23 protein-coding genes and 1 pseudogene are annotated in these 26,893 nt (G+C 32.8%); 5 read left to right on the top strand and 19 right to left on the bottom strand.

The genetic code is table 11. The features are described 5' to 3' along the window. Positions 1-35: 35 nt before the first annotated feature. From P8625_RS10505 to P8625_RS10495, 3 genes are all read right to left on the bottom strand, one after another. Positions 36-1,304 (bottom strand): MFS transporter, encoded by a 1,269-nt coding sequence (locus tag P8625_RS10505; protein ID WP_279650411.1) that lies wholly within the window; start codon positions 1,302-1,304, stop codon positions 36-38. Positions 1,305-1,307: 3 nt separating this feature from the next. Further along, positions 1,308-1,967 (bottom strand): hypothetical protein, encoded by a 660-nt coding sequence (locus P8625_RS10500; protein ID WP_279650410.1) that lies wholly within the window; start codon positions 1,965-1,967, stop codon positions 1,308-1,310. Between the two features lie 226 nt (positions 1,968-2,193). Then, positions 2,194-3,189 (bottom strand): NAD(P)H-dependent glycerol-3-phosphate dehydrogenase, encoded by a 996-nt coding sequence (locus P8625_RS10495; protein WP_279650409.1) that lies wholly within the window; start codon positions 3,187-3,189, stop codon positions 2,194-2,196. 187 nt (positions 3,190-3,376) lie between these two features. Between P8625_RS10495 and dut the strand changes: the two genes are divergently transcribed. Continuing rightward, entirely contained in the window at positions 3,377-3,808 is a 432-nt protein-coding gene (gene dut / locus P8625_RS10490; RefSeq protein WP_279650408.1) for a dUTP diphosphatase, read from the top strand. 467 nt (positions 3,809-4,275) lie between these two features. Here dut and P8625_RS10485 read toward each other — a convergent pair whose 3' ends face one another. The 3 genes from P8625_RS10485 to P8625_RS10475 all read right to left on the bottom strand — a co-directional run bounded on the left by P8625_RS10485 (position 4,276) and on the right by P8625_RS10475 (position 7,017). Beyond that, positions 4,276-4,473, bottom strand: coding sequence for a hypothetical protein (locus P8625_RS10485; RefSeq protein WP_279650406.1), 198 nt, complete (start codon positions 4,471-4,473; stop codon positions 4,276-4,278). 74 nt (positions 4,474-4,547) lie between these two features. Then, positions 4,548-5,264 carry a 3'-5' exonuclease gene (locus tag P8625_RS10480; protein ID WP_279650405.1) on the bottom strand — a complete coding sequence of 239 codons (717 nt, stop codon included), beginning with the start codon at positions 5,262-5,264 and terminating at the stop codon, positions 4,548-4,550. Continuing rightward, positions 5,254-7,017: a DUF4153 domain-containing protein gene (locus P8625_RS10475; RefSeq protein WP_279650403.1), complete on the bottom strand. Its 1,764-nt coding sequence runs from the start codon at positions 7,015-7,017 to the stop codon at positions 5,254-5,256. The genes P8625_RS10480 and P8625_RS10475 overlap by 11 nt, the downstream gene beginning before the upstream one ends. 173 nt (positions 7,018-7,190) lie before the next feature. Between P8625_RS10475 and P8625_RS10470 the strand changes: the two genes are divergently transcribed. Genes P8625_RS10470 through P8625_RS10465 form a run of 3 tightly spaced genes read left to right on the top strand, consistent with a single transcriptional unit; the run spans position 7,191 to position 8,990 of the window. After that, positions 7,191-7,889, top strand: a complete 699-nt coding sequence (locus P8625_RS10470; RefSeq protein ID WP_279650402.1) for a response regulator transcription factor — start codon at positions 7,191-7,193, stop codon at positions 7,887-7,889. 55 nt (positions 7,890-7,944) lie between these two features. Beyond that, positions 7,945-8,232, top strand: coding sequence for a hypothetical protein (locus P8625_RS16250; protein ID WP_322790479.1), 288 nt, complete (start codon positions 7,945-7,947; stop codon positions 8,230-8,232). After that, the gene (locus P8625_RS10465; RefSeq protein ID WP_322790478.1) at positions 8,229-8,990 is read left to right on the top strand and encodes a sensor histidine kinase; all 762 of its coding nucleotides are present in this window, start codon (positions 8,229-8,231) and stop codon (positions 8,988-8,990) included. Before P8625_RS16250 ends, P8625_RS10465 begins: the two co-directional genes overlap by 4 nt. Positions 8,991-9,025: 35 nt before the next feature. Here P8625_RS10465 and purD read toward each other — a convergent pair whose 3' ends face one another. From purD to rnpA, 7 genes and pseudogenes are all read right to left on the bottom strand, one after another. Beyond that, entirely contained in the window at positions 9,026-10,300 is a 1,275-nt protein-coding gene (purD, locus tag P8625_RS10460) for a phosphoribosylamine--glycine ligase (protein ID WP_279650401.1), read from the bottom strand. A 237-nt stretch (positions 10,301-10,537) separates the two neighbouring features. Continuing rightward, the gene (gene bamD, locus P8625_RS10455; protein WP_279650400.1) at positions 10,538-11,965 is read right to left on the bottom strand and encodes an outer membrane protein assembly factor BamD; all 1,428 of its coding nucleotides are present in this window, start codon (positions 11,963-11,965) and stop codon (positions 10,538-10,540) included. Positions 11,966-11,980: 15 nt separating this feature from the next. Further along, entirely contained in the window at positions 11,981-14,461 is a 2,481-nt protein-coding gene (locus P8625_RS10450; protein WP_279650399.1) for a tetratricopeptide repeat protein, read from the bottom strand. Continuing rightward, on the bottom strand, positions 14,458-15,510 hold the full coding sequence (locus tag P8625_RS10445; RefSeq protein WP_279650397.1) for a hypothetical protein: 1,053 nt from the start codon (positions 15,508-15,510) through the stop codon (positions 14,458-14,460). Before P8625_RS10445 ends, P8625_RS10450 begins: the two co-directional genes overlap by 4 nt. Before the next feature lie 255 nt (positions 15,511-15,765). Further along, positions 15,766-17,444 (bottom strand): annotated as a pseudogene (locus tag P8625_RS10440) (DUF6909 family protein). Between the two features lie 40 nt (positions 17,445-17,484). Next, positions 17,485-18,963: a S41 family peptidase gene (locus P8625_RS10435; RefSeq protein WP_279652946.1), complete on the bottom strand. Its 1,479-nt coding sequence runs from the start codon at positions 18,961-18,963 to the stop codon at positions 17,485-17,487. A 135-nt stretch (positions 18,964-19,098) separates the two neighbouring features. After that, positions 19,099-19,518: a ribonuclease P protein component gene (gene rnpA, locus P8625_RS10430; protein WP_279650396.1), complete on the bottom strand. Its 420-nt coding sequence runs from the start codon at positions 19,516-19,518 to the stop codon at positions 19,099-19,101. A 112-nt stretch (positions 19,519-19,630) separates the two neighbouring features. On the opposite strand from rnpA, the gene P8625_RS10425 reads away from it, so the two are divergent. Further along, entirely contained in the window at positions 19,631-20,809 is a 1,179-nt protein-coding gene (locus P8625_RS10425) for an acyl-CoA dehydrogenase family protein (RefSeq protein WP_279650394.1), read from the top strand. Positions 20,810-21,731: 922 nt separating this feature from the next. On the opposite strand, the gene P8625_RS10420 is transcribed toward P8625_RS10425, so the two are convergent. The 6 genes from P8625_RS10420 to P8625_RS10395 all read right to left on the bottom strand — a co-directional run bounded on the left by P8625_RS10420 (position 21,732) and on the right by P8625_RS10395 (position 26,881). Then, positions 21,732-22,766: an AI-2E family transporter gene (locus P8625_RS10420; RefSeq protein WP_279650393.1), complete on the bottom strand. Its 1,035-nt coding sequence runs from the start codon at positions 22,764-22,766 to the stop codon at positions 21,732-21,734. Between the two features lie 99 nt (positions 22,767-22,865). Next, entirely contained in the window at positions 22,866-23,126 is a 261-nt protein-coding gene (locus tag P8625_RS10415; protein ID WP_279650392.1) for a M23 family metallopeptidase, read from the bottom strand. 248 nt (positions 23,127-23,374) lie between these two features. Further along, on the bottom strand, positions 23,375-24,085 hold the full coding sequence (locus tag P8625_RS10410) for a murein hydrolase activator EnvC family protein (protein WP_279650391.1): 711 nt from the start codon (positions 24,083-24,085) through the stop codon (positions 23,375-23,377). Beyond that, positions 24,085-24,852 carry a DUF4292 domain-containing protein gene (locus P8625_RS10405; RefSeq protein ID WP_279650390.1) on the bottom strand — a complete coding sequence of 256 codons (768 nt, stop codon included), beginning with the start codon at positions 24,850-24,852 and terminating at the stop codon, positions 24,085-24,087. Before P8625_RS10405 ends, P8625_RS10410 begins: the two co-directional genes overlap by 1 nt. A gap of 24 nt (positions 24,853-24,876) precedes the next feature. Beyond that, the gene (locus tag P8625_RS10400; RefSeq protein WP_279650389.1) at positions 24,877-25,794 is read right to left on the bottom strand and encodes a tetratricopeptide repeat protein; all 918 of its coding nucleotides are present in this window, start codon (positions 25,792-25,794) and stop codon (positions 24,877-24,879) included. A gap of 70 nt (positions 25,795-25,864) precedes the next feature. Further along, entirely contained in the window at positions 25,865-26,881 is a 1,017-nt protein-coding gene (locus tag P8625_RS10395) for a sugar phosphate nucleotidyltransferase (protein WP_279650388.1), read from the bottom strand. Between the last annotated feature and the right edge of the window lie 12 nt (positions 26,882-26,893).

Raw genomic sequence — 26,893 nt, 5'->3', positions numbered from 1 at the left:
ACTTAGTTTGCAAAATCTTGCGTTCCTTACAAATATTATTCTTGTTTTTCGTGTTCTTCTAAATCTTTAGTTAAATCTAAGGTTCTTAATGTTGGATTGATGATTCCTGTGGTTACCACTGTAATTAAGGTCATGGTACCGCCAAAAACAACAGCAGTTACTGTTCCCATTAACTTGGCTGTAATACCACTTTCTAAAGCCCCTAATTCATTCGATGAACCCACAAACATTGAGTTTACCGAAGCTACTCTACCTCGCATATGGTCGGGTGTTTTTAGTTGTAAAATTGTTTGCCGAATAACCATCGATACTCCATCGGTAACACCACTAAAAAATAAAGCCGTTAAGGATACCCAAAATGTAGTAGATAAACCGAAAATAATAATACATATTCCAAAACCAAAAATAGCCGCCAAGAGTTTCATTCCAGCATTTTTACTTATAGGAATGTACGCCGTAACTAACATGGTTAAAAAAGCTCCTACAGCTGGTGCTGCTCTCAATACTCCAAAACCTTTTGCCCCAACTTCTAATATATCTTGAGCAAACACGGGTAATAGAGCGATGGCACCTCCAAATAATACCGAAATCATGTCTAACGTAATAGCTCCTAGAATTGCTTTTGTTTTAAATACAAAAGCAATGCCTTCTTTTAAACTCTTACCTATAGGTTCTCCTTTTTTATGGTTCATTATTGGTTTTTTCTTTATGAAGAAAACAAACAATAACGATACTACAACTAATATGAAAACGATATTTAAAGAAAGTGGAACTCCATAAAAAGCAATTGTAAAACCAGCAAAAGCAGGGCCTAATACGCTTGCTACTTGCCAAGTACTACTACTCCAAGTTGCTGCGTTTGGATATAGTTTTTTAGGGACTATAAGTGCAATTAATGAAAAAATAGTGGGTCCGAAAAACGAACGTAACAATCCTCCAAAAAATACTAAGGCATAAATAGAATATAAAACGACATTAGAACCCCAATCTTCAACAAATTCTGGTGTAGTTAAAAAATACAATCCAAAACTAATTAAAGAAAATAGGGCAATACACAGTGCTAATAGATTTCGTTTTTCTTTTTGATCTACAATATGTCCCGCAAACAGTGCCATAGAAAAAGCGGGCAAAAACTCAAAAGCCCCTATAAGTCCTAAATTCCAAGGATTTTTGGTTATTGAATACACCTCCCATTCAATAATAATGAATTGCATAGACCAAGCAAAAACCAATAAAAAGCGCACCAAAAGAAAAATATTAAACTCTTTGATTCTAAGCGAAGCGTAAGGGTCTTTTTTTGTCATAAATTAATTCAGTTTCAAGTCCATTAAAATGGAAAATGTTTCATTAACCTCCCTTTCTTTTACGACAATGGTCATTTCATGGGTGGTAGAAATTACCTCTTGCACTGCTATATTAGCCCACGCAAACTGCTTTAATATAAAGTAATAAATACCTGATTGATCTTGGTTTCCTTTTGGAAGTTTTATCGTAATAGAAGCCAAGTCGTTTACATTGTTAATCAGTTCTTCTTTCTTAAAAATTTCTTCAACAAAAGGTTGTAGGTTTTTACTGGTAACAATATTGGTTTCAAAAATACCTTGAGAAACCGTTAAAAAGTAATCTTTACTATCGGCCGACTTACTTAAAATTTTAGCTATTTCTTTTAGTAAAGACGTCGTATTTTTAAATGTAAAGTCGCATAAGTCTGATCGAACAATAACATCTCCCAAATTTAGTGCAAGACGCTTAATGTTTTTACGAACTCTCAATTCATTCGCTGGAGACAACCTATTAATAGCCATCATAACTGCCCCTACTTTTACATCTTTTTTTAATAGTTTAGAGACTTCAGGTAAAATTTCTCTAGCTAAAGATGATACGTTTATTAGCTTTTCATTCAAAGCCTCTTCTATAAAAGGAGTTTTTCTGATTGTAATTTCAACAGCTTCTTGAATTGTTTTCATACTTGTTTAATTTTAAACTAAAAAAGTTAAAAATACAACTTAAAGTGAAATTATACTATTTTTAAAAAAGTAATAATAATTTATAAAAAACTTTATTAATCAGATTTTTAGACTAAATTTGTTGCTATATGTTCTTGTAACAAGACCTATACACAACTCAATTTTAGAAGCGATTGATGGGGCTTCTTAATTTATTAAGAAGGATTATTTGTACAAATGCAAACAACTAATCTAATCTATTTGTTAACTTTAAAAACTCATCTTTCGCTTCTTTCTTGTCGTACAAAACGTTATATACAGCGTCGATTATTGGAGTTTTAGCTTTGTTTTTTTGATTGATTTTATACGCACTTTTTGTAGCATAATACCCTTCGGCGACCATACTCATTTCTAACATGGCAGATTTTACAGTATAGCCTTTTCCTATCATGTTTCCGAACATTCTGTTTCTACTAAATGTAGAATATCCAGTAACCAATAAATCACCTAAATAAGCAGAGTTATTGATATTGCGCTTCATTTTGTGCACTTTTTTTATAAAGCGTTTCATTTCTCGAATACCATTGCTCATTAACACTGCCTGAAAATTATCTCCATAGCCTAAACCATGTGCAATTCCCGCTGCAATTGCATAGATGTTTTTTAACATTGCTGCATATTCGGTGCCTACAATATCGTCAGAAATTTTAGTTTTAATATAACGCCCAGCAATAGCATTACTTAACTGCTTTGCTTTTGTCTCATCTTGACAAGCAATGGTTAAATACGATAACCGCTCCATAGCCACTTCTTCTGCATGACAAGGTCCTGATACTACTCCAATATTCTCATACGGAATATTATATTGCTTATGAAAATGCTCTCCCACAATTAATCCTGATTCGGGAACAATTCCTTTAATGGCTGAAAAAACTACTTTCTTTTCTATAGAAACTGTAAGTTTTTCTAATTCTGTGCTTAAAAAGGCAGATGGAATTGCAAAAATTAATACGTCGTAGTTTTCAACAATAGCATTAATATCGTCCGATAAGTCTAGTTGTTCTGGATGTAGTTCAGCAGAGCTTAAATAACTAGGGTTATGTTTGTTGCGTTTAATATGTTCAATAGCATATACACTACGCATATACCAACCAATCGTTTCTAGGTTTTCAGACAACATTTTAACAATGGCAGTAGCCCAACTTCCACCTCCTAAAACAGCTATTTTAATTTGATTGTTCATAAGTAGTATTTGTTTGCTGCAAAATTAATAAATCTATAAACGACTCTCTAAACTTAAAGCTTATTATATTTGAAAACTGAAAAGTCAACCGCCTCACAGTCTATTCAAGAGGTATTGAAATAAAACTATTTGAAAAATTTCGACACCTATGTCGTAGTATTTATAAGATCGCGTATTAAATAAAATTATGAAAGTACAACTAATTAATAAATCGAAACACCAAATACCTACTTATGAAACTGAAGGTTCTGCTGGGATGGATTTACGTGCTAATATTGAGGCTACTATTACCTTAAAACCTTTAGAAAGAGCCATTATAAAAACAGGATTATTTATTGCTCTTCCTGTTGGGTACGAAGCTCAGGTTCGTCCTCGTAGCGGGCTGGCAGCTAAAAAAGGAATTACCGTTTTAAACTCTCCTGGTACTATTGATGCAGATTATAGAGGTGAAATAGGTGTTATTTTAGTCAACTTATCGAACGATGATTTTATAGTTAATAACGGTGAGCGTATTGCCCAACTAGTCATTGCAAAACACGAACGTGTAGATTGGCAAGAAGTGAGTGTTTTGGACGAAACGGAACGTGGAGCTGGTGGATTTGGTAGTACGGGTGTGTAATGATGAACGAACCTAATTTGCAACCTTTACGAATTACTTCTGGGTGGACTGTAGAGTGAAACTTATTTTACGAAGTAAACCCTTCGGAAGAAACAATTGGCTCTTAATTTAACGAAAGTTGAAAACCCTCAAACAAGAAAAGTTATACTATGAGCTTACTTCAAAAAACAGGGTAGAAATCGTTAAAGAAATTGAACGCCTCGTAGTTCAAATACCTCCTTGCAGACCTTAGCAAGGTTTGCTAAAAAAGTGAGAGTTCGGGATATAATATCAAATTGAGTTTACAAAAATCAACATAATGCCATATCGATAGCGAGAAGTATGAATAATGAAACATCTCACTATGGGTCAGATTCCTCCCTATCGTTCGGAATGACGGTTTTTTCCTCTAGTCGAAACAACATTTTTAAATGAACTTTAGAGATAAAAATCGTAAAATCAACACAAATGATATCCCGAACTCAGGTTTAATAGCATATCAGTTCTTCTGGAATGCACACAGACTGTTGACAGCTAAATTCTCGAAAACAACCAGATCCGTCATCTTCTACGGTATAATCATAACAGTCATCAGCTTTTCGACAATTGTTAGGATAGCCACCGTTAATTGATTTTTGTGCTGCCTTACTTAAAACGCTCCAGTTTTTTAAACTACTTTTTTTCATAATTTACGTTTGTTTAGTTAACGAACTAAATATAAGCAATTTAATTCATTTTTAATGGTTTAAAAACCTTCTTTTTAAACTTTTACGATGTTTAATTCCTCAATCAAAGGCTTGTTTAAAAAACGCAGTAATAGTTGAGCTACGGTTACCGTATCGCGTTCACAATACTCAACAATACGAGGAAGGTTTTTTTCTTCATAATAAACTCTAGCAACTTCACTACCATCAATATCTTGTTTGGGTGATGGAATTCCTAAAATAGCGGTCAATAATTTTAAAGAAGTGTAATGTTTATAATCGCCAAACTTCCATAAGTCCATTGTATCTAAATGCGGAACTTCCCAAGGTTTTTTCCCGAATAAATTCAGCTTATTAGGGAGCTCAATTTGATTGATAATCATACGCCTTGCGATATATGGAAAGTCAAACTCTTTCCCATTATGGGCACATAACAAATGGTTGTTTTGGTTAAAATGCGTGTCTAATAATGTTTTAAAATCGGTTAGCAATATAGCTTCGTCATCATCAAAAAAAGAAGTAACACGTAGCTGGTCTTTACCGTCACGCTTTATAAAATACCCCACTGATATACAAATTATTTTTCCAAACTCTGCCCAAATACCTGCTCGGTGGTAAAACTCTTCGGCAGTAAACTCATCTTTACGTTGGTACTGTGTTTTTAGGGCATACAATTCTTGCATTTCCGGAGATAAATTAGCAAACAATGCTACTTCAGGAACCGTTTCGATATCTAAAAACAAGATGTTTTTTAGGTTGATTTTATTGAGCATCTTTTTCTTTAATTAATATATAAGCATTGATGTTAGACAAGTGTTTTTCTGTGTTACTACTAACTTTAGATAGTTCTATATTTTGAAAAACAAATTTTACATTTAGTGTTTCAAAACGATGTTTAATAGTGAGTAAACGAGGTGCGATGTCGTAATTTCTTTCTTGTCTTTTAAGTTTTTGAATCATTTCAGCGCAATTTATCTCTCCCATAAGAGTATCTTCTTTAAATACTTTAATAACGCTTGTTTGGTTACCTAAAGAAAAAGTATACCCATTTATGGTAGCTTTTGTTCGATAGTTATTAAGAACTATCTTTTTTAAAACATCAAAATCTTTAGTATTAATAGTTAAGTTTTCCTCATCAATACTATAGTAATTATCATCAACTTCATTGATATCGTCAGGCTTCTCAATTACTTTAATAGCCAAACTATCCATCAGCCTGTTTTGTAGTTGCCAGTGACTTTCAGTTTTAAACGTTGTTTTTGGGTTGTAGCCTACAATGGTTTCTATGGTATGTAATTCTTCTTTGTTGTTTAAGTACCTAACAATAGAACGTAATTGATTTTTCTTTTCGAAAGAGGTGGTAAAATTGTCGTTTTTAATATCAGTATATACCTTCTCAAACTGCTTTATTTGGCTTTTAGTCGATACAGAGAAAGCACCCCAAAAACCAAAAGAAATAAGTAAGGCAACAATGGTTAAACTCAAAGGAAATACTTTAATTTTCGTATGCTTGCTAAAAAGCATGTACAAACTCATGGCTAAAATCCAACACGCCAAAACGAGAACAAAATAGCGGTTTTCGGTAATGCCGTAATCGTTAATACGCCTGAAAATTGCTACAAAAAGTAAAAAAATTAAGGGTAGTAAAAGATAATAAAACCAAGGATAAAATTTTCGTATCGCACGTGAATCAATCTTTTTTTGAATAGGGTTGATAAGTATCTGAATAATAAAGCCTAGAAAAGACAAGGCAATGACCAAATACGAAACCCATCCTTTAGGCAAATTCCAAAGAATGACTATTTGTAAGCTGTAAGCATATAAAATGATGAGGTATAAAATGACTAACGGAATTAAGATATACTTTACCAATACTTCCAGCGCTTTGGTATAGTTAATAGTAAGTTGACTATAAATATCTTTAGGGAAATCAGAAAGATACACCCATGTATTCACAATTCCAATACAAACAACAAAAACCTGAAAAAAACGCTCTCCTTTAAAATCTACATTAAATAAGTGTTTTATGGCTAATAAGGCTAGTACAATTCCTAAGTATAAAATTAAAGAGAAAAACAAGCTTCTAACAATTGCAGTAAACGCATCTTTTAAATAATTAAAATAAGCATCCTTATTCCATTTAAAAATAAAAGGAGCTACCATTACGAACAAATGACCTGCTATAAAGTAAAGAATAAAACGAATAATAGCGTTTTGATGAATTTCTTCATCGTTAGCACCAATGCTTAAATAAAACAGCGCTAGAAATCCGAAAGTCAGTAAGAATATCCAAGATGTATCTTTTTCAAATTGCCGTACTAAAAAACGTGTAGCTATTAGCCAGCTAACTCCTAACACAAAAATTAGAATAATTTTACCATAAAAAGCATCGTCAAAAATATCTTTTTCAATAGCAAATAATGTAAAAAGTGTACCAACGATAGCCCAAGTAAGTGTTATAGGAAACCGCTTGAAAGTTGCTTTGGTGTTAGAAGTAATTTCTCCAAAAGAAGGTATAAATTTCATAGAAATCAATTTGTATAAAGATATAAAAACTATTAAATAATCAAAGTAATGTATTGAAGTATAACTTGTTTAAGCGAAAGTTTAGTGAATATTAAAAGAATGTTAAGTTAATTGTGTATAGAAAGGGTTTATTATTTTATGATTACTTTTGAATAAAACAATATAAAAAATTAATGAATACTAGCGATATTAAAATTTTACTAGTTGATGATGAACCCGATATCTTAGAAATTGTAGGATACAATTTAAAGTCAGAAGGATATCAGGTATTTACAGCAAATAATGGGGTGGAAGCTGTAAAAACAGCTAAAAAAGTAACTCCGCATTTAATTTTGTTAGACATTATGATGCCAGAAATGGACGGCATCGAAGCTTGTGAAAAAATTAGAAAAATCAAATCTCTAGAAGAGGTGTTGATTTCTTTTTTAACAGCAAGAGGTGAAGACTACTCACAAGTAGCAGGATTTGACGCTGGTGCAGACGATTACATTACCAAACCCATAAAACCAAAAGTATTGGTAAGCAAAGTAAAGTCATTATTACGCCGTTTAAAGACGGAAGAAAAGGCAGATACCACGACAAAAATTGGAGATATTGTAATTAATAGAGATGAATACGTTGTTTTTAAAGGAGAAGAAAAAATTTCTTTACCAAGAAAAGAGTTTGAACTTTTCTCTTTGCTAACCTCAAAACCAGGAAAAGTATTTAAAAGAGAAGTTATTTTAGATAGTGTTTGGGGCAATGAAGTGGTGGTAGGAGGAAGAACCATCGATGTGCACATACGCAAACTCCGTGAAAAAATAGGAGATCATTATTTTAAAACCGTGAAAGGAGTTGGTTATAAGTTTGTGCTAGATGAATCAGAAAAATAATTTTAGAACTCAAAATTAATAGGTAGATTGCTAACGGCAATCTATTTTTTTATCTATGAAAAAAATAAAAAAAACATACCGATACGCACTTTGGTCGGCATTATATTCTACCTTATTGTCTGTAGTGATAGCAGTGCTATCTTATTTACTTCTTTTAAACTCTTTGGGTTTGGGTGCAGTTATTGTATTTGGGGTAGCGATGTTTATAGTCTCGTTTTTAATAATTCAGTATAGGGCAGAACGCTTTATTTATCAACGTGTAAAGAAGATGTATGAAGACATTTCAATTTTAGACGTGAACGATTTAAAAAGAAAAAAGTTACAACCGATATTGAAGCATTGACAAAAAGTGTACAAGATTATGTAGAAGGAAAGAGTGAAGAAATAGCTAATTTAACGCAACGCGATTCGTTTCGTCGTGATTTTTTAGGAAATGTAGCGCACGAATTAAAAACACCGCTGTTTACCGTACAAGGATATATTTTAACGCTTCTTGAAGGAGCCGCCAATGATAAAGAAATTCGAGATAAATACTTAGAAAGAGCGAACAAAGGGGTAGAGCGATTAACCTCGATTGTTAAAGACTTAGATATGATTGGTAGGCTGGAAACAGAGGGTATGAAAATGAATATACAAACCTTTAATATTATAGAGCTTATTCAAAGTGTTTTTGACCTTTTTGAAATGAAGGCTAAAAAAAGAAATATTACTCTACGATTTAATCGTATTTATGAATTTCCTTATTTGGTAAAAGGAGATGTTGAAAGAATTGAACAAGTATTAATTAACCTTATTGTAAACTCTATTAAATACGGTAGGGTAGGCGGAGTAACAACAGTGAGTGTTGAACCGTATAATAAAAATAAGTTTATTGTTAAGATTAATGATAACGGAGAGGGAATTAAACAAGAACACCTTTCTCGTTTGTTTGAGCGTTTTTATCGTGTAGACCAAAGTCGTTCGAGAGAACAAGGAGGCTCTGGATTAGGGCTTTCAATCGTAAAACATATTATTGAAGCACACAACGAAACTATTTTGTTAAAGAGTGTACATGGTGAAGGTTCTGAGTTTTCATTTACGCTAGAAAAGGCAATGAAATAAAAGGAGTTGAAATTTCAACTCCTTTTAGGTAATTATTATATTAAATCGAAACCGATATCTTTTCTATAATTCATTTGATCGAAAGCTATTTTATCGATGTTTTTGTATGATTTTTCAAGAGCTTCTTCAATTGAATTTCCAAAAGAAGTAATCGCCATTACACGTCCGCCGCTCGTAACTACTTTACCTTCTTTTAACGTGGTTCCTGCATGAAAAACAATTGAATCTTCTACAGTATCAAAACCTGTAATTTCTTTTCCTTTTTCGTAAGCTTCAGGATATCCGCCAGAAACCAACATTACGGTTGTAGCTGTTTGCGGAGTAACCTCGTACGATTTATCTCCTAAAGTTTGTGTAGCAACCCCTTCAAACAAATCGACTAAATCAGATTGAATACGAGGTAATACCACTTCTGTTTCAGGGTCTCCCATACGAACGTTGTATTCGACTACGGATGGATTTCCGTTGTCATTCATCAATCCTATAAAAATAAATCCTCTGTAATCAATTCCGTCTTTTTGTAAGCCTTCAATTGTTGGTTTAACAATTAACTCTTCTACTTTTAATAGAAAATCATCGGTGGCAAAAGGAACAGGAGAAATAGCTCCCATACCGCCTGTATTAAGACCTGTGTCGCCTTCTCCAATACGTTTGTAATCTTTAGCTGAAGGTAATATTTTATAATTTTTTCCGTCAGTTAATACGAAAACAGATAGTTCAATTCCTTTTAAAAACTCTTCGATAACTACCGTTGATGAAGCCCTTCCAAATTTTTGATTGGAAAGCATTTCTTCTAATTCCGTTTTGGCTTCTTCTACATCACTCAAAATCAACACTCCTTTTCCAGCTGCCAATCCGTCTGCCTTTAACACATACGGAGGCTCTAATGTTTCTAAGAATTTTTTTCCTTCGGCTAAGGTTTCGACAGTAAAAGATTGATAGCGAGCCGTAGGAATATGGTGTTTTTCCATAAACTGCTTCGAAAAATCTTTACTTCCTTCTAACAAAGCTCCGTCTTTTTTAGGACCAATTACAGGGATGTTTTTTAACGCATCATCTGCTAAGAAAAAGTCATGAACTCCTTCAACCAAAGGTGCTTCAGGACCTACAACGACCATATTAATATCGTGCTGTAAAACGGTTTCTTTTACCTGCTTAAAATCTGTCGGATTCATCGCAATATTGGTTGCTACTGCATTGGTTCCTGCATTACCAGGAGCTACAAAAAGCTTGTTAATTTTACTGCTTTCTGAAAGTTTTTTAGCAAATGCGTGTTCTCTACCGCCCGACCCTAAAATTAGAATATTCATTGTTGTGTGTTGTTGTATTGTGAGTGCAAATATAAAATAAGAAAAAGAGGAGGGCTAAAAAAGATTGAAAATTCGTCATTGTAAGCCTTTCAGCGCTAGCTTATTTTAATTCTCGTCTTACGCAAGAAACCACTAAGAAACCTTATAGTTGTGTGTTAGTAACAATACCAACAAACAAAGGCTTGTAAGTTATTCTTACAAAGCCTTTATTAATTGGTAATTGTTTTAGAATTCTACTTAAAAACCGATTCCTATTTTATATAATAATTCATCACGAACATACACAACTCCTCCAATGAGGGTAGTGCTTCTTCCTAGTCGAATTTTAAGACCTGCCTCAGGGTAAAAAGCCATTTGCTCTTCTCCTGTAACTTTATAAAATAAGGTTTCATTATTTTCTTCTACAAATCGTTCTTGATAGTTTACACCTCCTCCTGCATAAATCCAAACGGGATAGGAAATAGGGTAGGAAAACCCTAAACTTAAACTTGCCACCCCAATTTTTTCATTTTCTGGAACTAATTCTTCTGGTATTTCATTTTCAGGTTCTGTAAACTCAATATCAAATACTTGTGGGGTTACTCTTAAATTAAAGTAAAAGCCTAGCTTATCTTTATTAAGCTTACCAGAGGTAATTCCGAAAGCTCCTTGTGATTCATAGGTAAAACCAAAATAACTCGAAGAACGTTGTTTAGATTTATTGGTTGCCCTTTTAAACCTAGACTTCGCCTTATCGATGTTTTCTCCGTTAGGGAATCGGTTAATATAGTTTTGATAATTACTGGCTGCCTGACTGTAGTACTTGTTATTAAATGATGATTCTGCTTTATCAAACATATAATTTTCAATCGCTTTATTAATTTGTGTAGCGTATTTACCGTTGGGATAATTTCTGATATAGTTTTCAAAATCTGTTAACTTCCCGCTTTTAGTAGCAGCATATGCATCTTCTTCTTTTCTTATAGTTAATTGATTTTTTATTTGTCTTCTATATTGTCCGTTCGGGTAATTTGACAAATAGTAATTTAAGGCACTTTGAGTACCTTCAGAAGAAGCCTTATCATAGGCTACATTGTCCCATCTAATTATTTGTTGCTTCGCCTCATTGGCGTGTATTCCATTAGGATATTTTGCAAGATAGGCTTCATAAGCTCTTGTATTGAAGCCATTTTTAGCCATATCCCACGCATTTTCGTCTTTTTGATTTGATAATAACAAGCGAACTTCTTCTCTATATTTTCCATAAGGAAAGCTATCTAAATACGATTGCATGGTCGTAACCGATTTGTTTCTTTTTGCAGTATTGTACAAATCTTGGTCTTCTTTTACCTTTACATCTACCTGTCTGTCTATCGTTACAATTTCTTGATATTCTACAAGTTTTTGGTCAGGATTTAAACCGTAATAGGTGTCAATTTCAGTATTTGCTCTATGCCAATCCTGAATTTTAGCTAGTGATTTGATAAGCATCGGTTGTATTCTGATATTGGTGCTGCCAAGTAATTCTTTTGTTTTACTTAATAAATTAGCAGCGTCTGCATAATTATTGCTTTGGTACGCTTGCCTAGCTTTTTTAAATTTTTGAAAAGCTTCTTTTTCGTTTTGCTGTGCAAATGAAAAAGAAATAGTTACTAAAAGAAGAATAGTAAATAGATAGTGTTTCATAATTTAAGTTTTAATTTAGTCAAATGGTGCTGATATAATGTATTTATGGTTTTTTGATCCTGAAAAGGGTTTGCTAAACTCTCCGTCGTTAATTATTATTTTAAGTGCTGTTCCTTTACCTTTTTTACGATATAGCCTCAATTCAATATAATTATCTCCTGGTTCGAAAACAGTGTTTATCGTGGTGCTTCTCCCTGGCCTGTTAAAAACATCTCCAACGTATTTATCATTTACATATAATTGATAGTAATCGTCTTGAACGCTATTATGGTCGACAACTGTTATTTTTACATTTTTTGATGTTACCGTACCTTCTCCGTCTAGTTCTGGAACGAAGTTTACACTCATGTCCTTGGTTTTTAAAGCCGTTTTACCTGCCTTATTGGCAACCAACATTAACTGTAGTTTGTTTATGCCTTTCTGTAATTTTATTTCTTTTGAAAACTTACCACTGTTATCTATTTTTGAAAAGAATACTTCTTTACCGTGAATTATTTTAATGGTTAAGTTTTTAAAATACCTTGGTAATTTACCTCTTAGTTGATATCTTGGTGTTAAACTAGATAATTTCGAGCTAATTTTTATAGGTTCTTTTAGGCTTTTATATTTTTTACGTTGTTCAGCTATTACCGGGCTTCGCTTGCTTATTGTAGCTCTATTTTTTAATACTTCTTTTTCCCTCTTAACATCTGAAACGGTCTTTGCATTATCGGGGGTATCCCAAAAGTCTGTACTTTCTGTTTTTTCATCATTTTCTGAAGTATTCCAAAAATCTTCTGCATCCATTTTTTCTTCCTTTGCCCTTTTTTCTAACACTTGAAACTCTTCGATTAATGCCATCATTTTTTCTTCGGGCCAAATGGTTTTTTTAATGCGAATAGAAGTACTGTAATTCTTATACTCTTCACTACCTATCTTAATCCAATTACTTGTTAAATAGGTGTGGCTTCTAAAAAAATTAATGTCGTTACTATACTCAAAAGCGTATTTTGGCCAAGCTACACTTGTTGAGAATTGTTTTGCATACTCGTTAACTTCTTCATACAAACCAAGGTTTCTAAAGTAGCTCCAATTCATACCGTTGGTATAGGTAAAAAGTTCGTCCCATTTAGGGCTTGCGGGTAACGACCATTCTACAACTTGTCCAGATTTACCAATAACCTCTGGTATAATTTTAATTGTTCCTTTATCTGCGATGTATTCATCACCATTTTTAAAGTATAAAATATCGCATTCTAGCTCTATGTAAAGCGGCTTTATAGCATTCCATCGAGCTAATAGGCTTGGGTATTTTTTAAAATCTGCAATATGAATAACTTTGTCTCTAAGTACAGAAACGTATTGTGGGTAACCTGTGTACAAGGCATCGTCCCATTCCCAATAAAATTTATATCTATGCGCTGGTTGACCAGATAGTGTCCAAATATCATAATCGACTTTAAACAATCCTATTAAGTTCGTTTCTTGAAAAGAGCTACCTGACTGACTCATTTTACTAAGAGTTCCTTTTCCCCATATAACTCCTGAGTGTTTTCGGCTATTTGCCGAGGATACTGCCTTTTCTTTCTCTTTTCTTTTGGCATTTTCAACTGCGGCATTTTTTTCTTTCTCTTTACGTTCTTTTTCCTTTTTCTCTGCTTCCTCTTTTAGTTTTTCATTGATCGTATTTAGCATACTTTTAGCTTCACTACTGTTAGGATTCATTTTTAGCGCTTTTTCATATGCTGCCTTTGCTGATTCGTAATCGCCATTGTTGTATAGTTCTTTTGCTTTATTAAGTTGTTTTTTTAATTCGAGCTTTTCTTTTTCTGCCTTTATTTTTTGGTTGATTTCTTTTAGTTTGTTTTTTGCGTGCTCATTGCTATAATCTATCTTCAATGCTGCTTCGTATAAGCTCTTTGCATTTTCGTAATCGCCCGAATTAAAGGCTTTATCTGCTTCGTTAATTTTACTTTTTAAAGATTTTCTTTTTTCTAGTTCTTTGATTTTTCCTTCAAGTTTATAGTCTCTACTAGATACTGTTAAAAAGCGAATATTTTTTAATGATAAGTTGGCAAGTTTTTCTTTGTAATCAGAGTCTTTAAGTCCGATAAGCTTAGTAATATGATATGTTTGTCCAAAACAACCTCCAAGCCAATCTATTACATTGGCTAATTTTGCCTCTCCTAGTCTGTAAGCATTGTTGTATAAATCGACTTTTAAATCGGTAAGTCCGCATTCAGGTCTATTAAAAGCTTCCGCACCTAATTCTGATACTGTATATCTTTTGCCTTTGTAAATATAGGCTTGCGAAGTAATGTTTTTGCTGTTTTTTGTGATGGTTACGTGTACCTCACCATAACAATTAATAAATTTCCATTTAAAAGGTATGTTCAATTCAAAACCATTATCTGCTGGGGTATATTTTAATGTTGCACTCTGAACTTCTTGAGAAAAACCATTGAATATACTGGTGATTAAAAAAGTAACGATGAGGAATAATTTGTAACTTTTCATTCTTTGATAGATAATAAAACTTCTGCGTTGTATTTAAAAGACTCGTGAAATTGAATCATTGCTTTTTTTCTACAATCGTCATTTTTAAGACTTGATTCAATGGTGAAGCCTTCCATTGCACTATTCATTTTTTTTAGTTCTTCTCCTAATTTTTTCTGACTGTATTTGATACTTCTTATGATTTTTTCTTGTTCTTCTGTCGGAACGGTCATTTTTTTTGAGTTTTCTGGAGTATTCCAAAAGTCTTCACTGGCTAATTCTTTGGTGTTATTTTTCTTTGAATCGTTTGTGTTAGAAGAATTGATAATACCTAGGTCGGTAAAGTGTTTTTCTAATACAAATACATGACCTCTTGCATTTTCATAGGCATTTTCATAGGCATTCATAGGAGTACCCATATCATCTGATTCTAGTAGCGAGGTAATTACACCAAAGGCTTTAGATGAAGTGATTTTAAAGAGTTTTGCTGCCGATTTACTGTACTTTGAAATAAATTTAGCGATGTCTTTATCAAAAAATCCTGCGGTAAAACTGGCTGTATCATACGTATCACTGGCAATCTCAGATGCTGTATAAACTCCTAGTTTATCCAGTAGTTCTGCACAGTTTTTGTCTTTCTTACTAACTTTTTCTAGTTCTTTAAGATAGGTTCCTATCCAACCTTTTGAAGCCTTCATTTCTATTTTGGCATTCGAACTTTCGTGCCAAAAATCCCAACTACTCGTTTTCTCCCAATACAAGGTGCTTCCAAACTCAATGTTTCTTTCCAAACCATCAACTGCGATGTCGAAACCTACCCAAACTGGCTTGGTTTGTCCTTTAAGTTTGGTTTTTGATTTGAACCTAAAAAAATAATGGTATCGATTATCCATATATTTTGCAGGTTTATGACTTCGTTCTAAAGACCATATTATGGTAATTGGGTTTCCGTATTTAGAATTGAATGTGTATTCTTCCCAATCTTTAATTACTTTCTTATTCTGACTTATTAAATAGGAAGGAAGCATTAGTGAAAAGAATAAAAGAAGTACTATTTTATTTTTTGTCATTTTTGTTTAAGTTTTTTAGACCAAACTTGTGAAGAGGTGGTTTTTAATAAAAAACAGAAAAGATTTGGGGGGGTATTTTTTTCTTAGATTTCTAAAATTTTAAACATAGTAAAAAAATGAGAAATAAGCAAGATTTTTTCATTACTACTAAGGAAGTGTAGCTAAAATAATCTCTTTGTGGTGAATTCAAAATATAAAAATCGCTTCTCCCGTTCCGAAACTTCGGAATCGGGATTGCAATAAAATACAGTTTCTCTAGAGAATTTGCTCTAGTATTTTTTGTGTAATGGCATAAGTAGGAGTTACTCCGCTCATTCCGAGTCCGCCAGAGGCAAGAGTAGCACCTGTTTCTAACGGATTATCAGAGGCATAATAGGCATAACGTACTTTTACATTTTCTGAAATATTTCCTCTAATTCTTGAGGCAGATTGAATGGCTTTTTGGTAGTGTGCGCCTTCCATTTCTAACCCAATCACATTCCAGGTTGAATCGTAGAAAAATTTTAATAAATCTTTGTTTTGTAAGGAAGTTCCTAACACTGTAATCATGGCACCATCGAAAACTTGAACACCAAAACCTTCTAAATCTTCTTTTGATAGTTCGTTTTTAAACGGATAATTATCAGCAGTACCTTCAAAAATGTGTGAAGAAGGAATCATAACGTCTCCTTTACCTCCTTCTAAAATACCCGCTTTTCCCATAATAGAAATCGACTGAACATCTAAATGAATTTTTTTCCTTTGATTTCGTAAGGCTTTAATAACTCATCCATTGTTTCAAAGGCTTGTTCGCCAAAGGCATAATCCATAACAATAATTACAGGTTCTTCTCCAACAGAATTAACTTTGTTAAACGAGTTTGTTTCAAAGTCAATTTCTTTTGTATCAATTACCTGAACATTGATATTGGTTCCAGAGGTATCTTTAATATATATCAATCCGTTTTCTGAAGCATAGTTTTTAACAGCAGATTGCAAAGTACCACTATTAGTATTACTTAGTACCTCAAAGAGTTGAAAGCCTTTGTGCTTTTTAGCTTCTTTTGGCAAGGCATTTTTTGCATAAATACTATTCATTACACTGTGCATATTTGCACTAATAATATGAATAGGGCGCTCTAGCAATTCGTTATCTAACAACACTTTTTTAATGTTATTAGCCCAAATTTCTCCATAACGGTGTTGTCCGATTTCTTCAATTAGAACAGAACTGAATTTAATAGAGCGTTTTTGGTCGTATAAGGCTTCGTTAATAGCCAATTTACCTAACCAATAAATTAAATGAAAAAAGCGATTTGGGTTTTCTTTTGTTGCAAACGTGTTATAAACATCGTATACCTCGTCGTACGTTCTTCCTAAAATATTACCAAGATGCACCACAATTACATCTTTTTGTTTATCGGTAAGAGTTTTATTATGCAGTACAACATCTTCTAGTTGTAACCACTCACGAATAAATTTTCCTTCATTATTAACAACCACACGGTCTTTAATTTTGTGTGATTCTATAAACAAAAAGGTAAGGTGTGTAAGAATATCGTAAATTTCAGAGCGACCTCTGGTAATTTCAATATTCATTTGGTCTTTGTCAATACGATAACAGTTTCTTCTTCTTTTAGGAGGAATAATTGCTTTGAAATTTGAGTTACGATACCCTTCGTCGGCAGTTAAATAAATGAATTGACATTCTTCAATTCCTTCAGGCAAACGTTCAATAACGTATACCAATCCGTTTAACTCTGTTTTATTTTCGGCAATAGACCCATAAATTTCTGGGCGTAAAGACAACAGTGATTTACGTAAAGTTTCGCCAGAAACTCCCATTGGTTTGTAAAAACCGCGACTAAATAAGTGTCGCATTGAAATGTATAAACGTTCAATAGCGTTGGTAGATTCTTGGGCTCTTGTGCGTTCTTTTAGGATAGGTTTTGACATATGTTTTTAAAGAGCAAATATACAAATTCTGTTAAAGAAGCTATTTTTTTAAAATACGGTTATACTTTTCAGAGTCATGTAACAGTTTAACGGCATTTTTTATGGTAATATCATTTTTAAATAAATGCTTGTACATTCCTTCTTTGTAGGTATAACGTTCTATAATTTCATTTTCAATTTCTTTTGATAAAACATCTTCATTCACAGCAATTTTAGCAACATTAGCTGCTTTTAATTGTTTAATAATTGCAGTGTATTCAGAAGTTATTTTGTGATTATCTTCTACAGCTTCGTAGGCTTTTTGAAAGAGTTTTTCTTCTTTAGATACAAAGGAGGTGTCTTTTTGAAGCAAGTAGTTTTTAAATTGATGAAAATCTTTCGATGTAAAAGTATAATTTTCTGTAGGTAAATTAGGGTTTTGATGCACAAAGTTGGTAACAAAATTAAAAATAGCTTTCGATTTTAGAAGCTCATCGGTTACTTCTGTTTTTTCAGAAAGGTTACTTTTTACATCAGGAGTAATTCCACCTCCGTCATATACCTTTCTTCCGTTTTGCGTCGTGAACTCATTTACAGTACCCTCTGAAAACTTAGGTACATTTCCTGTTTTTGGGTCTCTATTGGCATAATCTAATTCTTGAATACAACGTCCGCTAGGAGTATAGTATTTAGAAATGGTTATTTTCATTTGAGTTCCGTAGTTTAAATCGAAATAACGTTGTACCAATCCTTTTCCAAAAGAGCGTTCTCCCATGATTACTGCTCGGTCGTAATCTTGTAAGGCTCCTGAAACAATTTCTGAAGCAGATGCCGATCGACCATTGATTAGTACTACGATAGGAATTTCAGCATCTAAAGGCTCTCTATTGGTTTTATACGTTCTGCTATTTTTTTGAATTTTTCCACGGGTATCTACGACATTTAATCCTTTAGGAATAAATAAATTGGTAATATTAATGGCATCAAATAAAGAGCCCCCAGGATTATATCTTAAGTCAAACACTAGCTTTTTCATTCCTCTTTCTTTAAGGTCTTCAAAAGCTTTAACCACACCTTCGGTAGCTTTTTGACTTATAAATCGGGTTAAAACAATATACCCTGTTTCGGCATCAATCATATCGTAAAAAGGAACAGGATCTAAAATAACTTTATCAAGTTTTATAGATATGTTTTTTATTTTACCATTGCTTTCTACCTTTAAGGAAAGCTCTTTTCCTGGTACTCCTTTTAACATTTGCGAAAACTGATTTTTATCTAATTCAGCCAGTTTTTGTCCGTTTACATCGATAATAATATCACCTGCTTTTAAACCTGCTTTATCAGCAGAAAAACCTTTGTAAATTTCGGTAACTACAATTCCTTTTTTGGCATAAAACGTAGAGATTCCAATACCTCCGTATTCACCTTCACGACGAATACGCGCATCTTCAACATCTTGCTCGTTAAAAAAATTGGTGTAAGGGTCTAAGTTTTTTAATGTATTTTTAATTGCTTTGTCGGTTAAATCACCTGGGTTAATTTCATCAATATAATTAATGTTTAACTCTTTAAAAAGGTTGTTGTAAATTTCAATTTGTTTTGCAATCTCAAAAAAACGAGACTGAAAAGAAAAGAAAAGACAAATGAGTATGAGAGAGCCAAAAAAAGGAATTTTCTATTTTTCATTTGGAGTAACTTCTGTAATAAACTGTGTTAATAATTGCTGCATTTTATGCTCAATATCGGCATATTTCCATTCATTTCTTGCAAGATAAGAAATCATAAACACATACGGTTTATCTACACTCTTATAAACAGTATGTTTTTCTTTACGGTAGGTTTCGCGAAGTAATCGTTTTATACGGTTTCTATCTACCGCTTTCTTAAAATTACGTTTAGGTACAGATACTCCTACTTGCGCAGGAAATTTAGAGGTGTGTTCGGTTTGTATATACACCATTCTTAGCGGAAAAACTTTTATTACCTTTCCTTCCTCATATAGTCTTCCTATGAGTTTTCTGCTCTTTAAACGCTCTTCTTTTCCTAAAGTAAATCTCATCAGTACAAACATACGTAAACCTACACGAATAACCATTTTTTTAAGTATTTTTGAATACGTTCTTTTAAGAAACCACATAAAACAAATCGCAATTAATTTTACATTTCTCTTATACTATTTCGTAAAATTAATTTTAAAATACATATATATGAAGTCTGATTTATTTCAAGCACCAGATTATTACCAAGTAGATGATTTATTAACCGAAGAGCACAAACTTGTTCGCGATACTGCTCGTGAATGGGTTAAGAAAAATATATCTCCAATAATTGAAGAATATGCACAACGCGCAGAATTTCCGAAGGTATTGATTAGCGGATTGGCAGAGGTAGGAGCTTTTGGATCGTATATTCCTGAAGCGTATGGCGGAGCAGGGTTAGACCAAATTTCTTACGGGCTAATTATGCAAGAGTTAGAACGTGGTGATAGTGGTATTCGGTCGACTGCTTCGGTACAATCTTCATTGGTTATGGGGCCTATTTATCATTACGGAACTGAGGAGCAAAGACAAAAATACTTACCAAAATTGGCTTCAGGAGAATGGATGGGAAGTTTTGGACTCACAGAACCCAATCACGGTAGCAACCCCGGAGGAATGGAAACCAAGTTTAAAGACATGGGAGACCATTATTTGTTGAATGGGGCAAAGATGTGGATTTCGAACGCACCCATTTGCGACGTGGCAGTAGTATGGGCAAAAAATGAAGAAGGACGCATTCACGGTTTGATAGTAGAACGTGGTATGCAAGGTTTTTCTACACCAGAAACGCATAATAAATGGTCGTTAAGGGCATCGATAACGGGTGAGTTAATTTTTGATGATGTAAAAGTTCCAAAAGAAAATTTATTACCCAATAAATCAGGGTTAGGAGCACCTTTGTTATGCCTTGACTCTGCTCGATATGGTATTGCTTGGGGAGCCATAGGTGCTGCCATGGATTGTTACGATACAGCATTACGTTATGCGAAAGAACGTACCCAATTTGGAAAACCAATAGGGCAATTTCAGTTGCAACAAAAAAAGTTGGCTGAAATGATTACCGAAATTACAAAAGCACAGTTGTTAACGTGGCGATTAGGAGTCTTAAAAAATGAAGGTAGAGCAACCTCTGCTCAAATATCTATGGCAAAGCGAAACAATGTAGATATGGCATTGAAAATAGCACGTGAAGCTAGACAGGTATTAGGAGCGATGGGGATTTCTGGAGAGTATTCAATTATGAGACATGCCATGAATTTAGAAAGCGTAATTACTTACGAAGGCACACACGACGTTCATTTGTTAATTACAGGATTAGATATTACAGGTTTAAACGCATTCAAATAAAAGAAGAAGAAGCACTCGAATGTTAAACCACTAACACATTATTTAAAAGAGTGCTTCTTCAATCAACTATTATAACTAAAAACGTATTTACTCTTTTTTCTTGCCACCATTAACAAGAATTAAAAGAGTTACAACTAAACCTATACAAACCAAACCGAAAACAAGCATCATAATGGTTCCATTTGTCCAAGATACCATCGGCATATTTATAAATTGTATCATTTCTTCTTATACTTAACCACCTCAAAAATACAAGCATAGTTTAATGTAAAATATGATTTTTATCAGGCTTTAAAAGTAATAGAGAATTTAACGGATGTGAGTTCGGATTCGGGATTTTATTGTGCTGATTTTAAAGTTTTTACCTATAAAATTCATTTAAAAATATCATTCCGAACGACAGAGAGAAATTTCATCTATATAGGTATCCTTTCACAGTGAGATGTCTCATCAATCATACTTCAGGCTATCGACATGACATTGTGTTGATTTTTGGTAAATTCAATTTGATATTGTATCCTGAAATCAAATCACGTTAACGGGTAAAATAGGTGCTAAATGTTATTATTTTAACGTGAGTTCTAGATATTTTATCTGATTTTTTGTAGGCTTATCAATGTTGATGTTAGGTATGGTTGGATAGAAGGAATAAGCGATTAATCTCAACACAAAAATATCAAGTAAGCATAAATATTCAGCAATTTTTGAAATCAGTAATCAGAATATAAGTTTAAAAATCAGCACTTTAATGTGATTGATTTTATGTTTTTTTAGGTGAAATGGAATTTTCTTATCTTGAATTTACTGTTAACTACACTGTTGATGAACTTTTTTATGCTTTCATTTGATTACAGTTTTTTAGCCATAAACCAATCATTATTAGAGTAAGTTAAAAATTAAATAGTGTTAGCTAAAATTTTAGCTATATATCTTCTATATTGCCGTTTTCAGACAAGAAAATGGCAATGCTTTTTGTTTTTTCAAACTGAGAAAAGATAATAATCATAATTACAGTAATAGGTACTGATAGTATCATGCCTGTAATTCCCCATATTTCTCCCCAAACAGCTAACGATAAAATGGTAACCAGCGGACTCAAATTAAGTGATTTTCCGAAAACTCTTGGCTCTACCACATTTCCTACGATTACTTGAATTGACCCCACACCAATTAAAACCATTAAAAAAGGAGAGAACTCTCCAAACTGAATTAAAGAAAATATAGCTGGAAAAACAGTGGCTACCAATGAGCCAATGGTGGGAATATAGTTTAATAAAAAAATAAGAAATGCCCAAAATGCGGCACCGTCTACCCCAGCAAACAACAACACTAAATAACTTAATAAACCTGTTAATAAACTTACATAGGTTTTTAATCGCAAATAATTAGAGATGGATTTTTCTATTTTTTTTAAAATAGCTTGAACGCCTTGTGGATTCTTCTTAGCGCTCATAAATACCTTTTGCAATTTCTCTTTAAAACTACTTTCCTCTAAAAAGAGAAATAAGGCATAAATTATAATCATAAAAGTATCTCCTAACAAACCACTAATTCCGTTTGCTATATTGCCTAAAAACAACCCATAATCAAAATCTCCCACAATTGATTTCAACGATTTCATTACATCAATGTTGAAATAATCATTAATACGATTGATAATTGCTTCAATATTTGGCTCGTATTTAGAATACGAAGCAGTAAGATCGGAAATACTACTGGTTAAAATTTGAGAAACAAAACTAAACCCGAGCATAATAAGTGTAAAGACTAAAACATTACCCAACCAAGTAGGAATAAAACGTCTAGCTAAGGGTAGCCTGTATATTGTTTTTCGTATTTCTCGTGTTAGAAACCAAAAAATAATAGCAAAAACAAAAGGAATTAAAATACCCTTACCCACAACTAAGGCAGCAATAATAGCTACCGTTACAATGATAAAGTTTGATGCGTTTTTCATAAGTTACTCACTAAATGAGAGTTAAATATATCGACTTCTGTCGAAACTTTTTAAACATTTTTCTTTAAAAGCCTCGTATGATTGCTCAGAGGTAATTTATTATGAACGAATCCACTGCGCAGGATTCAATCGGTTCCTATTTTTATACAACATAAAACTAAGTTGTGTTTTACCCGTTACTTTATCAGTAAATACTTTTCCTAATATTTCGCCTGTTTTTACTACGTCGCCTTTTTTTACATATACTTCTTTAAGTTTGTTGTATGCAGAAATATAATCACCATGTTGTACCAATACCGATTTTCTTCCGTCAGAATGTAACTGAATAACCAGCACTTTCCCGTTAAAAATACTTTTCACACTAGTGTTGGCTTCGGTGGCAATGTATAAGCCGTGGCTATTAATACTAATTCCAGGAAAAGTAGGATGTGGCTGTACACCATACTTTCTAGTAATAATACCTTTAACAGGCCAAGGCAGTTTACCTTTATTTTGTTCAAAGTTAGCTAAAAGAACCTTTTCTTCAGCATTTAAAATAAAACCTGCACTACTTTTTTTACCAGTAGCTGTTTTTTTTCCTTTGTTTGCTTTTGCAATAGCATCGTTAATTAATTTATCAATTTTAGCAGCAATTCTTTTCTCTTCACGTTGTTTTTTCTGTAAATCTTTTTTATATTTTTTTCTTCTTTTTTTATTTTTGAAAGTAATTTCTCTTGGTCTTTCTTATCTCCTTCAATTTCTTTTTTATGATTTTTTTCATCGGAAAGCAAGGTTTCTTTCGATCTTTTTTGAGCAATTAACGAGTCGTTTAGTTTTTTAACAAGCGTTGTTTTAGTCATAATTTCTTCTCCTTGCTTTTTTCTATACTCTTTATACTGCTGCATGTATTTTAATCGCTTGTAGGCTTGATAAAAACTTTCAGAAGAAAGTAAAAACATTGTTTTACTCTGTTGAGATTTACTTTTATATGATTTTACAACCATGTCTCGGTAATCGTCTTTTAATTTTGATAGCTCATCGTTGTATTTTTTTAACTGTCGTTCGTTTGATTTAATTTCTTTTGAGAGCAACCGAGCTTCTAATTCAATGGTTTCGATTAAACGTTCTCGAACATTTATTTTTTGAATTAAATCTTTCAAATCATCTAAAGCACTACTCTTCTTTTTCTTTGTGTTAAACAAAAGAGTGTTTACCTGCTCTATTTCATTTTTAAGTTTCTTTCGTTTGTTTTCTAACTCTTTTCTAGTCTGAGAAAAAGAAGAAACCCCTAAGAAAAGGAGGGATAGGAAAGAAATATAAAAAACAGCATTTTTCATCATTATAGTTTAATTTCTTTATATCCTGTAGGAATGTTAAAATCTACATTTAGTTTGGTGTCAAACTCTACTGCACGAGTGGTTATATCAATATTGGTAAATTTCGTTTTTTCTGTAGCTTTTATCGTAATTTTTTCAGGAAAAAAAGCACCTTCCTTTTTATCATACTTTGGGTAGCTAATACTTAAAAGTTGGTCTTTTAGTGAGTTTACAACCAGTTGTTTGTCGAGTTTAAAATGGGTTGGATTTATATAAAAAAACAAGTCGAACAACTCAGGTTGTTTTTTTGGTGATAGTTGATAGGATGTTTGTTGAATTTGAACTTCTTGACGTTCAGATTTTATATCTACTAAAGCTTCTCCTAGCAACATACTTTGTAATTGATTAAAATTAATATCTGTTCCCAGCAGTTTTTTAAGCATTGAAAAATCACCATCGAAATAATTTTTCTTATACGGAGAGTAAAACTGTACTTTGGTAGGGGTAATTTTCGCTTTAAAAATAGAAATTATTTTAGTGCCTTTTAACCAAATAACCTCGTCTTTTTTTATTTTCATGCGTACAGAAAACCCTAAATTTTCTTTATTATCCTCGTAATTTACCTTTAAACGGGCATCTACCGTTTTCTTGTCAAAATTTGTTGCTACATGTTTTTTGGCTACTTTACGTGCAGAAAGCTCTTTAATATAGGTGCTTCCAGTAACATTTTTAGTAGCTTTACAAGAAACAAATACTAAAAGGAGTAAAATAAGTAAGTGGTTGTATTTCATAAAATTAGTACTAACGAAACGTATTTATTTTAAAAATTTTTCAGCTTTGTTTTTATACATAGTTGCCTTTTTTGTGTCACCTAATCCTTGATAAGCTTTCGACATTTCTAAATAAAATTTTGCTTCAATTTCATGGTCATCAATTACAAAATCAATGCCGTTTTGTAGCGTGTCTAAAGCTTTTTTATAAGCGTTATTATAGTTAAGTGCTTTTCCGTTCATTAGGTATGCGAAAGGTTGGGCAGGGAATAGGGTTATACCGTATTCACTATACTTTAATAAGTCGCTATCGCTTTCTGAAGCTAATTTAATTAATAGTGCTTTTAAGTTGTCAAATGATTTTTCTTTCTCAAAAAGTGATTTAGCGTCAAGGTTTTCAGAAAGTTTTTTGGGCTCTTCTATTGCTGTTTTTCTAGCATTTAATTTTTTTTCAATCGCACGAAGTCTACCATTCAATAGTTTTGCATCTTTTAGTTCTGCCAACACCTTTTGGGCTGCTTGCCTGTCGTTATTTTGAAGGTGTAAAAAAACCAACAATCGCTTTTTCTTAGGGTATACCGAAGCTATTTTTTCTTGTGTAAGAATGGCATCGTTAAAATTAGCCAGCTTTCTTAAAATTAAAACCTTGTGCTCTAGCATCCAAATATTGGTAGGGTCTTCTTCCAATGCTAAATCAATATAGGTTAAAGCCTCAGGGTTTCTACCTAGTTTTTCATAGTTTTTAGAAAGCTCAAATAATACCGATTTATTATTAGAAAATATTCGATTACACTGCTCTAAATGCTCTATCGCTTTTTTGTAGTTAAAAGTGGCTTTATCAGACAGTGCCTTAAAGAAAGATTGTTGAAATTCAATATTCTTGTTTTCAGCAATAGTAACCGCAGCAGGAATACTGTCTTGAGCATATAAGAAGAAAGAATAAAGAATAAAGAAAAAAGACACTAGCGATTTAAGAAAAAATCTCTTTTCTCTTTTCTCTATTCTCTCCTTTGTTTTCTCTTTTCTCGAGTTTTTATGTAAGCTCTGTATAATCACCTATACTCACGGATGTATAATTAGCATTGTATTTTGCATGATTACCAATCATAGCATTGTCTAAATTGGCATTTGAAATATGAACATTTGTTTGTATTAATGAGTTTGTAATGGTTGAATTTTCAACAACACTATTTTCACCAATAGAAACGAAAGGACCTATTGTAGTGTTTTTTAACACGACGTTTTTTCCAATATAACAGGGCTGAATAACTTCAGCATTCTCTAATACAACGTCATCAGACACTAAATTGTTGCCATCGGCTTGCTCAAAACCTAGCACTTGTTTGTTTGTATCTACGGTAGCGTCTTTTTTGCCACAATCCATCCAAGAATTCACTTTACCTGGTATGAATTTTGCTCCTTGTTGTTTCAAAGACTCTAACACATTAGTTAATTGATATTCTCCGTTTTCTTTTAAGTCATTATCAATTAAATATTGAATTTCTTCCTTTAATTTATCTCCGTCTTTGAAATAATAAATACCAATAATGGCTAAATCAGACACAAAGTCTTTAGGCTTTTCTATAAAATCAGTAATAAAACCATCGGTTACATTTACCACGCCAAAAGCACTAGGGTCTTCCACTTGTTTTACCCAAATAGCACCGTCTGCATTGGTGTCTAAAGTAAAATCGGCTTTAAATAATGTATCTGCATAAGCAACTACACAAGGCCCCGAAAGAGAGTCTTTAGCACAGTAAATCGCATGGGCTGTACCTAAGGCTTGTTCTTGAACGTATACAGAACCTTTCGCACCTAATTTTTCTGCAATTATTTTAAGTTTTTCTTCTGTATTAGCGGGAAAACCTTTTGCAAGTGGTCCTATAACAAATGCAATTTCTTCGATAGGTTCGTCAATTACAGAAGCAATATCTTCTACTAAGCGTTGTACGATGGGTTTGCCTCCTATTACAGTTAATGGCTTAGGCGTTGTGAGTGTATGTGGTCTTAAACGAGACCCAATTCCTGCCATTGGTACAATAATCTTCATAAGTTTGTTTTC

This window comes from Tenacibaculum tangerinum (genome assembly GCF_029853675.1).
In the GTDB taxonomy this organism is placed as follows: domain Bacteria; phylum Bacteroidota; class Bacteroidia; order Flavobacteriales; family Flavobacteriaceae; genus Polaribacter; species Polaribacter tangerinum_A.
Note: the sequence above shows the minus strand (reverse complement) of the source record. Positions and strands in the feature narration are given on the sequence as shown.

Excerpts from the sequence above, each read along its gene's own strand:
- P8625_RS10470 (WP_279650402.1), top strand. The coding sequence starts at position 7,191 with ATGAATACTAGCGATATTAAAATTTTACTAGTTGATGATGAACCCGAT.
- P8625_RS10405 (WP_279650390.1), bottom strand. The coding sequence starts at position 24,852 with ATGAAATACAACCACTTACTTATTTTACTCCTTTTAGTATTTGTTTCT.
- P8625_RS10445 (WP_279650397.1), bottom strand. The coding sequence starts at position 15,510 with ATGACAAAAAATAAAATAGTACTTCTTTTATTCTTTTCACTAATGCTT.
- P8625_RS10500 (WP_279650410.1), bottom strand. The coding sequence starts at position 1,967 with ATGAAAACAATTCAAGAAGCTGTTGAAATTACAATCAGAAAAACTCCT.
- dut (WP_279650408.1), top strand. The coding sequence starts at position 3,377 with ATGAAAGTACAACTAATTAATAAATCGAAACACCAAATACCTACTTAT.
- P8625_RS10425 (WP_279650394.1), top strand. The coding sequence starts at position 19,631 with ATGAAGTCTGATTTATTTCAAGCACCAGATTATTACCAAGTAGATGAT.
- P8625_RS10485 (WP_279650406.1), bottom strand. The coding sequence starts at position 4,473 with ATGAAAAAAAGTAGTTTAAAAAACTGGAGCGTTTTAAGTAAGGCAGCA.
- P8625_RS10495 (WP_279650409.1), bottom strand. The coding sequence starts at position 3,189 with ATGAACAATCAAATTAAAATAGCTGTTTTAGGAGGTGGAAGTTGGGCT.
- P8625_RS10410 (WP_279650391.1), bottom strand. The coding sequence starts at position 24,085 with ATGATGAAAAATGCTGTTTTTTATATTTCTTTCCTATCCCTCCTTTTC.
- P8625_RS10450 (WP_279650399.1), bottom strand. The coding sequence starts at position 14,461 with ATGAAAAGTTACAAATTATTCCTCATCGTTACTTTTTTAATCACCAGT.
- P8625_RS10505 (WP_279650411.1), bottom strand. The coding sequence starts at position 1,304 with ATGACAAAAAAAGACCCTTACGCTTCGCTTAGAATCAAAGAGTTTAAT.
- P8625_RS10475 (WP_279650403.1), bottom strand. The coding sequence starts at position 7,017 with ATGAAATTTATACCTTCTTTTGGAGAAATTACTTCTAACACCAAAGCA.
- bamD (WP_279650400.1), bottom strand. The coding sequence starts at position 11,965 with ATGAAACACTATCTATTTACTATTCTTCTTTTAGTAACTATTTCTTTT.
- P8625_RS10480 (WP_279650405.1), bottom strand. The coding sequence starts at position 5,264 with ATGCTCAATAAAATCAACCTAAAAAACATCTTGTTTTTAGATATCGAA.
- P8625_RS10395 (WP_279650388.1), bottom strand. The coding sequence starts at position 26,881 with ATGAAGATTATTGTACCAATGGCAGGAATTGGGTCTCGTTTAAGACCA.
- P8625_RS10420 (WP_279650393.1), bottom strand. The coding sequence starts at position 22,766 with ATGAAAAACGCATCAAACTTTATCATTGTAACGGTAGCTATTATTGCT.
- purD (WP_279650401.1), bottom strand. The coding sequence starts at position 10,300 with ATGAATATTCTAATTTTAGGGTCGGGCGGTAGAGAACACGCATTTGCT.
- P8625_RS16250 (WP_322790479.1), top strand. The coding sequence starts at position 7,945 with ATGAAAAAAATAAAAAAAACATACCGATACGCACTTTGGTCGGCATTA.
- rnpA (WP_279650396.1), bottom strand. The coding sequence starts at position 19,518 with ATGGTTATTCGTGTAGGTTTACGTATGTTTGTACTGATGAGATTTACT.